The sequence below is a fragment of the Salinicoccus luteus DSM 17002 genome (assembly GCF_000712035.1).
Lineage (GTDB): Bacteria > Bacillota > Bacilli > Staphylococcales > Salinicoccaceae > Salinicoccus > Salinicoccus luteus.
On record NZ_JONV01000009.1, the window covers coordinates 46,489 to 59,361 of the forward strand.

The 12,873-nt window shown below is 47.0% G+C and carries 13 protein-coding genes; 7 read left to right on the forward strand and 6 right to left on the reverse strand.

Annotated elements, in window-relative coordinates:
* Window position 1 precedes the first annotated feature (1 nt).
* From BO53_RS0106775 to BO53_RS14200, 7 genes are all read left to right on the forward strand, one after another.
* Window positions 2-922 carry a DUF2232 domain-containing protein gene (locus tag BO53_RS0106775; RefSeq protein WP_245608212.1) on the forward strand — a complete coding sequence of 307 codons (921 nt, stop codon included), beginning with the start codon at window positions 2-4 and terminating at the stop codon, window positions 920-922.
* Between the two features lie 5 nt (window positions 923-927).
* A complete protein-coding gene (locus tag BO53_RS0106780) occupies window positions 928-2,904 on the forward strand; it encodes a DHH family phosphoesterase (protein WP_031546791.1) in 1,977 nt (658 codons plus the stop codon).
* Complete coding sequence (gene rplI / locus BO53_RS0106785) at window positions 2,901-3,347, forward strand: 50S ribosomal protein L9 (protein WP_031546793.1); 447 nt, start codon at window positions 2,901-2,903, stop codon at window positions 3,345-3,347. The genes BO53_RS0106780 and rplI overlap by 4 nt, the downstream gene beginning before the upstream one ends.
* A gap of 39 nt (window positions 3,348-3,386) precedes the next feature.
* On the forward strand, window positions 3,387-4,757 hold the full coding sequence (gene dnaB, locus BO53_RS0106790) for a replicative DNA helicase (protein ID WP_031546795.1): 1,371 nt from the start codon (window positions 3,387-3,389) through the stop codon (window positions 4,755-4,757).
* A gap of 115 nt (window positions 4,758-4,872) precedes the next feature.
* On the forward strand, window positions 4,873-6,159 hold the full coding sequence (locus BO53_RS0106795) for an adenylosuccinate synthase (protein WP_031546797.1): 1,287 nt from the start codon (window positions 4,873-4,875) through the stop codon (window positions 6,157-6,159).
* Between the two features lie 91 nt (window positions 6,160-6,250).
* Complete coding sequence (locus BO53_RS14195) at window positions 6,251-6,973, forward strand: helix-turn-helix domain-containing protein (RefSeq protein ID WP_031546799.1); 723 nt, start codon at window positions 6,251-6,253, stop codon at window positions 6,971-6,973.
* 5 nt (window positions 6,974-6,978) lie between these two features.
* Window positions 6,979-7,686: an IS3 family transposase gene (locus tag BO53_RS14200; protein WP_425414483.1), complete on the forward strand. Its 708-nt coding sequence runs from the start codon at window positions 6,979-6,981 to the stop codon at window positions 7,684-7,686.
* Window positions 7,687-7,938: 252 nt separating this feature from the next.
* Here the strand turns inward: BO53_RS14200 and cysC are convergent, their stop codons facing one another.
* From cysC to cobA, 6 genes are read right to left on the reverse strand one after another with little or no spacing between them, the layout of a single operon-like run.
* Complete coding sequence (gene cysC, locus BO53_RS0106810) at window positions 7,939-8,538, reverse strand: adenylyl-sulfate kinase (RefSeq protein WP_031546800.1); 600 nt, start codon at window positions 8,536-8,538, stop codon at window positions 7,939-7,941.
* Between the two features lie 20 nt (window positions 8,539-8,558).
* Complete coding sequence (sat, locus tag BO53_RS0106815; protein WP_031546802.1) at window positions 8,559-9,737, reverse strand: sulfate adenylyltransferase; 1,179 nt, start codon at window positions 9,735-9,737, stop codon at window positions 8,559-8,561.
* Between the two features lie 15 nt (window positions 9,738-9,752).
* Window positions 9,753-10,664: a sulfite exporter TauE/SafE family protein gene (locus BO53_RS0106820; RefSeq protein ID WP_031546804.1), complete on the reverse strand. Its 912-nt coding sequence runs from the start codon at window positions 10,662-10,664 to the stop codon at window positions 9,753-9,755.
* Window positions 10,665-10,682: 18 nt separating this feature from the next.
* Window positions 10,683-11,297 (reverse strand): NAD(P)-binding protein, encoded by a 615-nt coding sequence (locus tag BO53_RS0106825; RefSeq protein ID WP_031546806.1) that lies wholly within the window; start codon window positions 11,295-11,297, stop codon window positions 10,683-10,685.
* 32 nt (window positions 11,298-11,329) lie between these two features.
* On the reverse strand, window positions 11,330-12,082 hold the full coding sequence (locus BO53_RS0106830; RefSeq protein ID WP_031546808.1) for a sirohydrochlorin chelatase: 753 nt from the start codon (window positions 12,080-12,082) through the stop codon (window positions 11,330-11,332).
* Between the two features lie 13 nt (window positions 12,083-12,095).
* Window positions 12,096-12,872 (reverse strand): uroporphyrinogen-III C-methyltransferase, encoded by a 777-nt coding sequence (gene cobA, locus BO53_RS0106835; protein ID WP_031546810.1) that lies wholly within the window; start codon window positions 12,870-12,872, stop codon window positions 12,096-12,098.
* Window position 12,873: the final 1 nt, after the last annotated feature.

The following is a 12,873-nucleotide window of genomic DNA, read 5'->3' on the forward strand; positions in this document are numbered from 1 at the left end:
ATTGGATAAAAAAGTATCAATGCTTCAACTGATGCTCGTACTGCTTGTGGTGTTTCTCTTCATCACACTTGCCGACATCAGCCTTCTTTTCGGCGCGGTCCTGCTGCCGTTCGCCGTGTATTTCCTTGTTGACCTGAAACATCGGTCGAACTATCATTTCTGGCTGACATTCATCAGTTTCCTCATACCTGCAGTCCTGCTTCTGTCACCGGATGCATGGCTATGGTTTGTGGTATTATATATAGTGGCTACAGTAGTTCACCGGACACTAAAAAAAGAGGTGTCCCAGGAGCTTACGCTCTTCTATGTGACGTTTACACTGATGCTCGGCATCATTGGCGGATTGAACCTGCTGCAGGGGCTCGGCTTCATCCAGCCCCTCTCGAACATCTATCTGGATTTCCGCAACTGGTACATGGAACAGATAGAGATGTACGGCACGCTCGCATCATCCACATTTGATGCCGATATCATGCGCGCTTCCATGGATCAGATATTCATCAACCTGCCTGCCTATGTCACGGTGATTTCGTTCATGCTTGCCCTCTATACTGTACTGATGCAGCGGGTGCTGTTCAAATCCTCGTCAATAAGGCTGTGGGACTACCGGTCATTCAAGGACTGGGCCTTTCCACGCTTCATCCTATATTTATTTTTGATCGTGTTTATAGTATCATTTTTTACAACCGAGGGAACAACCGCCCAATCTACAATGGGCAATCTGCTGGTTGTGCTTGAATGGGCCCTCTTCCTCCATGGTCTCAGCTTCAGCTATTTCTTCTTCAGGGAAAGGAACCTGAATATGGTGCTTTCCATACTGCTGCTGGTTCCATTGGCGATTCTGAGGCCGCTCACCCTGTTGATCGGCATATTTGAAATGATCTTCAGGCTAAGGACTCTACTACAGACGAAAAGGAAGTGACGAGGATGTATAATGTGCTGGACAAGAAAATGGTCTTCATACCTTTCGCCATCACAGCATTTCATATTCTAGTAATGAATATATTTGTGCTGACGAACCATTTCAGAATTGGCTTGCTCTTTCTGATCGTAAGTACCATTCTCATGACACTTCTATTCATGTACCTCTACCGCTCTTTTGCGATCAATGAAAACCGGTTCCGCCAGATGGTGGTGGATATTGCCGGAAGCAAGCAGTATGCCATTGATGAATTGCCGATGGGGCTTATCATACTGAACGATGATGATGAAATCGAGTGGATGAACGACTATATGTGCAAGGAAATCTCAAAAGACAACATGAACGCGCCAATCAACCGGCTTTTCCCGAACATCATGACGACACTGAAGGCGAATAACATCAGTACGACGGAATCGACATATAATGATAAATATTATAAAATCTATTGGGACGAAAAGCACCAGGCACTTCATCTGATAGACATCACAAACCAGCGGAACCGTGAGAAGGAACTTGAAGACAAGCAGCCCGTCCTCGGCATCCTGTTCCTCGACAACTATGACGAAGTGACGCAGAACATGAGTGAAGCACTTAAGAGTGAACTCAACAACAGCATTACGAACACGATCAATGAATGGGCCAACCGGCATCATATCTATATACGCCGGTTCTCACAGGACCGTTTCATCATCCTGCTGAATTCAAGGAGCCTGAAGGACATCGAGTCGACACGCTTCAATCTGCTGGATGAAGTACGGGACCGCTCACAGGAACTCGGCGCCCAAATTACATTGAGCATTGGTGTCGGAGAAGGCTCGGATGACTATATAGAAGTCGGGGAACTGGCACAGTCGAGTCTTGACCTTGCCCTTGGGCGCGGTGGTGACCAGGTGGCCATCAAAGCGATGAACGGCAATGCCAGATTCTACGGCGGAAAGACGGACCCGATGGAAAAGCGGACGCGCGTGAAGGCACGTGTCATCTCGCATGCCCTCAGGGACATCCTTCTCGAAGGGGATAATGTGCTCATCATGGGACATAAGCATCCGGATATGGATTCGCTGGGCTCGGCCATCGGTGTCGCCAAGATTGCTTCAATGAACGGCATCGAGGCGCATATCGTGCTGAATGACGAAGATATAGATGAAACGCTGCAGCGTATGATGAAGGAACTGCAGGAACGCGAAGATCTGATGGAGATGTTCGTAACTTCGGAAGAAGCCTGGGAGAAGATGAATCCAAGGACCACAGTCGTCGTCGTGGACACCCACCGCCCGAGCATGGTGCTCGATGAAGTGATCCTGAACAAGGCGACGCGGAAAGTCATCATCGACCACCATAGACGCTCCGATGACTTCATCTCCAATCCCCTGCTCGTCTATATGGAGCCGTATGCCTCCAGTGCAAGTGAACTTGTGGCGGAACTGCTTGAATATCAGAACAAGGAGAAGAAGCTCTCCCGTCTGGAAGCGACGATCATGCTTACAGGAATCATAGTGGATACTCGGAACTATACGCTCCGTACTGGATCGCGGACATTCGATGCCGCAAGCTTCCTGAGAAGCAACGGGGCGGATCCGGTCCTCGCGCAGACATTCCTGAAGGATGATATCGATACGTACATTGCGAGGAGCGACCTGATCAAATCGGCTGAAATCATGGACAATGGAATTGCCATCGTGAAAGCAGACCAGTCCATGACATATCATCCAGTCACCGTCGCCCAGGCAGCCGACCAGCTGCTGCAGATTGAGGGTGTCCAGGCCTCCTTCGTAATGGCTACAAGGGAAGATGAATCCATAGGGATCTCCGCGCGCTCATTCGGCGAGATGAATGTACAGCTTGTGATGGAAGCCCTCGGCGGGGGCGGCCACCTGTCGAATGCAGCGACGCGTGTAACCGACAAGACAATGGACGAACTCTACGATGAGCTCGTCGAAGTGATAGATGAAATACTTTATAACAGGAGTGAAGCGGAATGAAAGTGATTTTTCTGAATGACGTCAAGAACAAAGGCAAAAAAGGCGAAGTGAAAGAAGTCGCTACAGGATATGCACAGAACTTCCTGCTCAAGAAAGGACTGGCTGAGGAAGCGACGCCGGCAAACCTGAAGAAACTGAAAGAACAGCAGGACAGAGAAGCGGAAAAGGCCCAGCAGGAGCTGGAAGAGGCAAAGGCGCTCAAAGAGGAACTGGAACAGAAGGAAGTTGAAATCAAGACGAAGTCCGGTGAGGACGGCCGCCTGTTCGGCTCCATCAGTTCAAAGCAGGTCGTGGAAGCCTATGATAAGCAGCATGGCATCAAGCTCGACAAAAGAAAGATCGACATGTCCCAGCCATTGAAGAGCCTTGGATACCATAAGATGAATGTGAAAATTCATCCGGAAGTCCATGCAGAAATCAAGGTGCATGTTGTTGAGCAATAGAAATCCAGGGAGGGATTGATTTTGGATATACATCAACAGATGCCGCATAATATGGAAGCGGAGCAGTCTGTCCTTGGTGCCATTCTGATCAATCCCGAAATTTTCATTTCCACAGCAGAAACGCTGGAGCCGGAAGATTTCTATCGTTCAGAGCATCAGCACATCTACCGGGCAATGGGAATCTTGAGTGAGAACCATCAGAATATTGATGTGGTTACGCTGATCAATCAGCTGAAGAGCATGGAAGTGCTCAATTCCGTCGGTGGGCCGAGATATCTTGCGGAACTTTCCAACGTCGTGCCGACAAGCCGCAACGTCGGTTTCTATGTGGATATCGTAGCGAGGTATGCCCTCAAACGGAAGCTGATCCAGACGGCTGAAGAGATTGCGAATGAAGGGTTTTCCGAGGAGGCGGATATTGAGGATCTCTTGACGGAAGCCGAATCAAGAATCATGTCCATCTCCGAAAACCGGCGCAACGAAGGCTTCAAATCGATGAAATCCGTTGTCCATGAAGTGTACGAGCAGGTCGAGGCACGAGCCGGTCAGACGGATACGACGACCGGAATCCCGACAGGCTACCGCGATCTTGATTTCATGACATCGGGCTTCAACCGGAATGACCTCATCATACTGGCTGCCCGCCCTTCCATGGGTAAGACGGCCTTTGCCCTGAACATTGCAGGACATGTCGGCACCTCTGCTGAAAAGCATACTGTAGCGATCTTCTCGCTGGAGATGGGGGCCGACCAGCTGGTGTCCCGTATGATCTCAAGCCAGGGAATGATCGACGCGACGAAACTGCGTCAAGGGAATCTCAATCATGATGACTGGGACAACTTTACGACCGCCATCGGCAGTCTCGCTGAATCGAAGATATTCATCGATGATGCGCCGGGCATCCGGGTCAACGATATCCGCTCCAAGTGCATGCGTCTGAAACAGGAGCATGGGCTTGATATGGTGATCATCGACTATCTCCAGCTGATCCAGGGGTCGAGCAATAAGAGAAGTGACAACCGTCAGCAGGAAGTTTCCGAAATCTCCCGTATGCTCAAGGCATTGGCACGCGAGATGGAATGTCCGGTCATCGCCCTGAGCCAGCTTTCAAGAAGTGTGGAAACACGCCAGGACAAGCGTCCGATGATGAGTGACCTGCGGGAATCTGGATCGATTGAGCAGGATGCCGATATCGTCGCCTTCCTCTACCGCGAGGACTACTATGTCCGGGGAGATGGCGAAGAGGACGCAGAAGGCGCCCAGAGGGAGCAGGATGAGATAGAGATTATCCTGGCGAAGCACAGGAATGGTCCAACGGGAACTGTAAAACTGATATTCAACAAATCCTACAGCAGTTTCTTCGATCAGGATAACAGGGGTTATGACGATGGGTATATCCCACCCAACTAAATTTACGAATGTTTTTATATGACCATTATAAAAACGTTCGTATTTTTATTGCATTCCTTTGTTCTTATTGATAGAATGATTACGGTATTTCAATGAAAAAATTGGGGGCAAACATATGTCTGGAACAGTAGTAGTCGGAACGCAATGGGGCGACGAAGGAAAAGGTAAGATTACAGACTTCCTGTCAGAAGACGCGGATATCATCGCGCGCTTCTCCGGAGGAAACAATGCAGGCCATACCATCCAGTTCGGTGGAGAAACATATAAGCTGCATCTCGTACCTTCAGGTATATTCTATGATGATAAAATTTCACTGATCGGCAATGGTGTCGTCATCGACCCGTTGTCCATCATCAAGGAACTTGATGGACTGATCGAGCGCGGCATATCTGTCGACAATCTGAGGATTTCGAACCGTGCGCAGGTCATCCTCCCCTACCACCTCCTGCAGGATGAGCTGGAAGAGGAAGCCCGTGGAGACAACAAGATCGGCACGACGAAGCGCGGCATCGGCCCGTGCTACGTGGACAAGGTGCAGCGAATCGGGATCCGTATGGCAGACCTGATAGATGAAACGGTGTTCAGAAAAAGGCTTGAAGAGAACCTCGAGATCAAGAACCATATGTTCAAAGCACTGTATGGCCGTGAAGGGTTCACTTTCGATGAAATCTTTGAACCCTACCAGAAAGCGGCCGAGCGTCTGGCACCTTACGTGACGGACACGGCAAAAGTGCTTGATGATGCATTTCAGGCCAATCAGAAGGTCCTTTTTGAAGGGGCCCAAGGGGTCATGCTCGATATCGATCACGGTACATATCCGTTCGTCACATCCAGCAACCCGGTTGCCGGCAATGTCACAGTCGGCTGCGGCGTCGGTCCGACATTCGTCAACAGCATCGTCGGCGTATGCAAGGCCTATACTTCAAGAGTCGGTGATGGTCCATTCCCGACAGAACTGTTCGACGAAAGCGGCGATCATATCAGGGAAGTCGGCCGTGAATACGGAACGACGACCGGCCGTGCACGCCGTGTGGGCTGGTTCGACAGCGTTGTCGTCCGCCACTCAAGACGCGTAAGCGGCATCACCGACCTGTCACTCAATTCCATCGACGTACTGAGTGGACTCGATACGGTCAAGATCTGTACAGCATACGAAATAGACGGGAAAGAAATCACGGAATATCCGGCAACATTGGATGCGCTTGAGCGTGCCAAGCCGATTTTCAAGGAAATGCCCGGGTGGCAGGAAGACATTACCGGTGTGAAACGCATGGAAGATCTTCCGGACAATGCAAGAAACTACCTTGAAGAGATCGAACGTCTGACAGGTGTCAGTGTTTCCATCTTCTCAGTAGGGCCGGACCGCAATCAGACTAATCTGCTTAAGAATTTCTGGACTTAAATAATAAAGAAGGCAAACCCAAATGAAACTTTGGTATGCTCCCTTCAAAGTAGACACTTGAAAAAGTGAAAACTTTGAAGGGGGTTTTCTTATGCCCAAAAAAAGAAAAGTGTCCATAGAAAAACTGCTTGAAGCATTTAGACTGTATGATTCCGGTGCATCATTCGAATCCGTGGTGGACACACTCCACCTCGATATGAATTCGATCACACTCAATCTATATTATCAAGGGTATCAGCAGCACGGTCTGGAAGCGCTGCTGCCTAAGCAGTCAAACAGACGATATTCCGAGTGTTTTAAACGAGAGATCGTGCGGATGCATGAAAGCGAAGGGTATTCGCCCCGCGCGTCGGCCGCAGAGTATAATATCCCCGCCCATGAGACGGTCAGAGGCTGGATAATGCGGTATACTGCAGGTAAACCACTGGCGGATTACACGCCAAGACCTGAGGTGTACACAATGAAGACAAGAAAAACCACTTATGAAGAACGCGTGGAGATTGTCAACGCATGCCTGGAAAATGGACTGAACTATAAGGAGACCACCGCCCGGTACAACGTAAAATATGCCCAGGTATATGGCTGGGTGCAGAAGTACAAAACGCACGGCAATGCCGGACTCGTGGATGGCCGTGGGCGCGGAAAGCCCACGGCTGCCCTGTCGGAATCAGACGCCCAGGCAGCCAGAATCGAAGCACTGGAGGCCCGCAACAAGTGGCTCGAAATGGAGAATGAAGTGCTAAAAAAGCAGAAACAGATCGAAGAGAAGCTGATGCGACAAGACTCAGACAAAAAGTGGCGTACCAGACGATAGAGGCATTGAAGCATCGGTTTCCCGTTTCCTGGCTGTGCCGGGTGCTGGAGATTTCCCGGTCCAGCTACTATAAATGGATCCGCCGCAGGACACCGCAGTATGAAAGGGATGACAAGCAGCTCAAACATGAAATCGAACAGATCTTCACCAGAAGCAACCGGACCTACGGCTACCGCCGAGTCTACATCTACCTGCGCCTGATCCGGAAGCTCCGGGTGAATCATAAGCGGGTCTACCGGCTGATGGATCAGATGAGATGGAAGGCCGTCATCCGAAGGAAGCCGAAACGGTATGTCCGGTCCACCCCGCAGATGACGGCCGAGAATATTCTGAACCGGCAGTTCGACGCCGCAGGCCCGAACCAGAAATGGGTGACGGATGTGACGGAGTTCAGGCTGACCAATGGACAGAAGGCATATCTGAGTGCAATCTATGACCTCGGCAGTGGCCGCATCATCAGCCATGTGGTGGGACATGCCAATAATAACCCGCTGGTATTCGATACCTTCCATCAGGCTGCGCAGACGACAGACGCCCGGAATATCCTGCTCCACAGCGACCGGGGATTCCAGTACACCAGCCGTACATTCCAGAAGATGCTTAAGGACCGGGGTTTCGTCTCCAGCATGTCCCGGGTCGGCCGATGCATCGACAATGGACCGATGGAGGGGGTCTGGAGCATCATCAAATGTGAAATGTATCATCTGCGATAGTATCAGACGTTCGAAGCACTGAAGCGCGATATCGACCGCTTCATCGCATTCTTCAACACCGAACGCATCACATTAAAAATGGCACAGCTCATCTGAGCTGTGCCAACCATAACCATTTCTTTTTTTCACTGTCTACTTGACGGGGTTCAGTCCACTTGGTGTTTGCCTTCTTTTTATTTAAATGGGAGTTTACTTTGAAATGACCAGATATTACTACAAGTATTTTCTTATAAGATAAGAGCATGCGTTAATTTAAATATAGCTATTCTCCCTTAAATAAGAAAGGATGATATCGACAGATTCTTCCAGGGATTGTTCTTCGGTATTTATCACTATTTCCGGTTCTGTCGGTTCTTCATACGGTGCATTGATTCCTGTAAATTCTTTAATTTCACCTGCACGTGCTTTTTGGTAGAGCCCTTTAGGGTCACGCGCTTCACATTCTTTTAAACTGCATTTTATATGCACTTCTATAAACTCTTTCTCTTCAAGTATGCTTCTTACATAGTCACGGTCTTCTTGATATGGTGAGATAAAGGCTGTTAATGTAATCAGTCCGGCATCGATCATCAGTTTCCCGACTTCTCCTATACGACGAATGTTCTCTTTTCGGTCTTCGGGGCTGAATCCAAGATTACTATTCAGACCATGACGGACATTATCTCCATCGAGTCGATAGGATTGAATATGCATTTCATGCAGTATTTTTTCAAGAGCTACAGAAATTGTAGATTTTCCTGATCCAGAGAGACCTGTAAACCAGATTACAACACTTTGATGATTGTTTCTTAACTGCCTCTGTTCTTTGGATACCTCTGAGTCATGCCATATCAGGTTGGTGGATCTGCTCATCTTAACACTCCTTAAAATATTTATTTCTCCTGAAGTCCCTTTATCAGTACGTTTGCTACTTCCGAGCGAGAGAATTCTTTTGGCAATTGTTCTCCATTACGGAGTTTTTCCCGGACTTTAGTGCCGCTTAAGTGAACGTGTGACGATTTGTCATGCGGGCATGTTTTGGCTGTCGCCATATTCTCACATGATGTGCAATAAAAAGAGTGTTCAAATTTAAAAATCTGTATGCCGAGCTCCTCTTCATATTTGGAGATGAGTTCCTGCGCTTCATATGTCCCATAGTAATCTCCAACTCCGGCATGATCCCTTCCCACTATGAAATGGGTGCAGCCATAGTTTTTCCGGACTGTCGCATGAAGTATGGCTTCCCGTGGACCTGCATAGCGCATAGCTGCTGGATAGATGACCAGTCTCGTGCGGTCTTTTGGATAATAATATTTAAGTATGGTCTGGTAGCTTTCCATCCGGACATCAGCTGGAATATCATCTGCCTTTGTCTCCCCCACCAGTGGGTTCAGAAGAAGCCCATCTACTGATTCCAGTGCTGCTTTTTGAATGTATTCATGGGCACGGTGTACGGGATTTCGTGTCTGGAAACCTACGACTGTTTTCCATCCCAATTCTTGGAACATTATCCTTGTTTCTGAAGGGTCAAGGTGGAAATCTTCAAACTCATCATGAGCCGGCCGATTTATCAGGTGAATGGGACCAGACAGATTCACTTTACCCTTTTCGTAAACTCTCTTGACACCGGGGTGGTCGACGTCTGTTGTACCGTATACCAGATGTGCTTCCTTTTCTTTGTCATACGTGAATTTCTCTTCAAGTTCAAGTACACCATATAAACGGTTGTCTTCCCCATATAATGCGATATTTGAACCGATTTCGAGCTGACTGGCCTCTTCTTCAGCAACAGAAAGTGTTATTGGAATACTCCAGACAAGTCCATCTGAAAGTCTTAAGTCTTCGACAACACTTTTATAGTCTTCTTCTCCCATGAAACCAGTAAGCGGGCTGAAGCCTCCGATTGCAATCAATTCCAGATCAGATATGCTCCATGGGTTCAAGACTATGGATTTCATTGCTTCCGTCTCTTCTATCAATTCTTTTCTCCGCTCGTCTTCGATTTCTCTGTTGACGAGTATCCCGCCATGCGGTGCGATGATTTTTTCATGAATCTCTTTTGTTACTGTCATTTGAAAAACCTCCTATTATTGATGAACCTGATTAACTTCATTCGTTTCCTTATGTTTTCTTTCTGTTAAAAATTTTCTATTGCGGGATAATGCAAAAATAATCATTGAAATCCACAACATTAAAATCATCAATTTCGCAGAATTTACGTAGAATTCATTTTGGACAAAGGTTCCGAGTAATATGCTGCCATTGGTGAAAATGATTAACCCTCCAACAAAGACTGCCAGAAGATGGATGGGCAACACCTTTACAAGCCATGCGGCAAAAGGTGCAGCAACGACGCCGCCCAAACCAAGTGCAACGACAAGTTGCCAGCTGATCTGACCCAGACCAAGAAAAATAAAGAAACTGATGGAGACAGAGACTGTGACTATAAATTCACTTGTCGATACCGTACCTATAACCTTCCGCGGTTCAATTGATTTTCTTGATAATAGGAGGGGAGTATTTACCGGCCCCCATCCCCCGCCTCCAATCGAATCAAGAAATCCTGCAACTGCACCTACTGGTATAAGAAAGAAACTGGACGGTTTTCTCTTATTAAAACTGATATGAAGCTGTTCTTTGAATAAAAATTGATATAGAATATATACTCCCATTGCAAGCAGGAATATTGCTATGAAAGGCCTTATAAAATCACTGTTTAAATTACTCACAAGAGCTGCACCCAAAAATGCGGTAACAGCGCCCGGAATTGCCAGCCGCAATATCAATCCTGTATCGACATTACCGAATTTCCAGTGTGAAACACCTGAAGCTGCGGTAGTAGCGATCTGTGAAATATGAATTGTGGCAGAAGAAATTGCAGGAGCAATGCCTATTGCCAATAGCAATGATGAAGAGGACGCTCCAAACCCCATACCAAGCGATCCGTCAATCAATTGGGCAAAAAATCCAATCAATGCAAATAAAATGAGTTTTTGCATGACGTTGCTCCCTTCCATTTATTCATATTCTTCTTTTAACCATTCGACGGTTTCCAACTGTTTTTCAGTATCCATATATTTTTCGTCTAGTATGTTTTTCAGCATTTTATTTTTTTCATCTTGCCCGATGTTTGATCTTTTCAATAGTTTTCTGCATTCATGCAAAAAATCAATATAGCTTTCATATCGATTGTCATATTCTGATTCAAGGTTCTTTAAAATCTTCGATGCGAGCATCGGACTGGCTCCGCCTGTAGAAACGCTAATCGTCAGTCTGCCCCGGTTCATCGTGCTGGGAAATATGACATTCCCTTGCCGAGCTTCACCGGTCATATTCAATAGAGAGTCCTTCGGGGCAATAGTCTTGATGGAATCATTGACTTTACGATCATTTGTTGCGGCGATGATGAGAGAAGCATGATTGATATCATCTTCTTCAAATGGTCTTTTTTCCCAGGCTATCCGTCCCTCATTCCATAAGGAGAGAAGTGAATCTGAGAGTGTCGGACTGATGATCTTCAGGACGGCCCCCTTGTCTATGAGAGCATAGACTCTGCGTTCTGCAATTTTTCCACCTCCGACAATAACAATCTGCCTGTCTGTAACATCTATCATTAATGGCACAAAAGACATTTGAAACCATCCTTTACATGAAATACTTTTAATCAGCTGATATATAGCTGAAGTGGATATTTAAATGTTTCATAAACCCGTTCTTTGAGTGCTTCTTGCATAGCAGGATGGTTTCCCAGATGATGACAGAGCACTACTTGTTTATTTGTACTATGATTTTGTATCTTCTCTTCAATGTATTTTTCAAGCACTCCGGTGAACCATAAATATGGGACGATAAAAACTTGTGAATGTTCTGCTTCAAGCGACTGTTGCAGCGCATCTTCAAATGAAGGTCTGCACGCCGCCAGGTAGCATACATCAACATAATCGAATCCTGTAGATTCCTTGAGCTCCCTGCCAATCGAAGAAATGTCAATTTCAGTCTGGGGATTATAACTGCCCCTGCCGACCACGAGTATTTTGGCGTCTTTATTTGCCCGGATACCCGTCTCTTGTATCCTTTCTTTCAAGATGTTCGTCAGACGGGACTGCACACCAAGTGGTTTGCCATATAGAAACTTTATATGGGGATACTTTTCATTTATAGTATTCATTTCTTCCGGTATATCTCTGAAATAATGTCCGGCGCTCAGAAGCAGCACAGGAATAACTGAAATCTCCGTTGCCCCCTGATCAACGAGTGTTTTCACGCCCTGCTGTAAATCGGGCTTTGCCAGCTCCAAAAAACATATTTCCTGAAGTTCAACATCAATCTGCGCTCTGACGGAATGGATGAATGATTCTGCTTCTTTTCGCGCTTCATAAATTCTGCTTCCGTGACTGACATATAAAATACCTCTCACTCAAATCCCTCCGTCATCCGTAAACAGCCAGTTGGGATAATGCTTCCCGGTTAGCAGATTCTTCATACCAGCTGATCTTATCTCTGAGATTCACTACTTCACCAACGACAATCATTGCCGGATTCTTAATTTCGTATGATTTTTCCACTATATTTTCGAGTGTTCCTGTAACTGTCTCCTGTGCTTCGGTTGTTCCGGAGTGAATCAGGGCTGCCGGTGTCTCCGACGGTCGACCATGTTTCACAAGCAGTCTGCATATATCCGGAAGGTTTTTAACACCCATATAAATGCAGAGTGTTTCTGGTCCTAAAGCGAGATGTTTCCAATATTCATCCACATCGACGTTTTTTTTAACCATCCCTGAGACAAAAGCGACAGAAGAGCTGAAGTCACGATGTGTCACTGGAATTCCAGCATATGCGGGTGCCGCTGCTCCTGATGTGATTCCTGGCACTATTTCAAATTGCACACCGCTCTCTGCAAGCGCCTCTGCTTCTTCACCGCCTCTGCCGAAAATCAATGGATCGCCGCCTTTTAACCTGGTCACTGTGCCTCCCTTGGACGCAAGGGAAACGAGGAGATTATTGATCTCCTCCTGTTTCATGAAATGGTGATTGGGACTTTTTCCGCAATAAACAAGTTTCGCAGTCTCCGGGGCATGATTCAGCAATTTTTTATTCACCAGACGGTCATATAGAATGAAATCTGATTGCTGGATTGCCTTCAGGCCTTTTACTGTAATCAGATCCGGGTCTCCTGGTCCGGCTCCGACCAAATATACTTTTCCCATG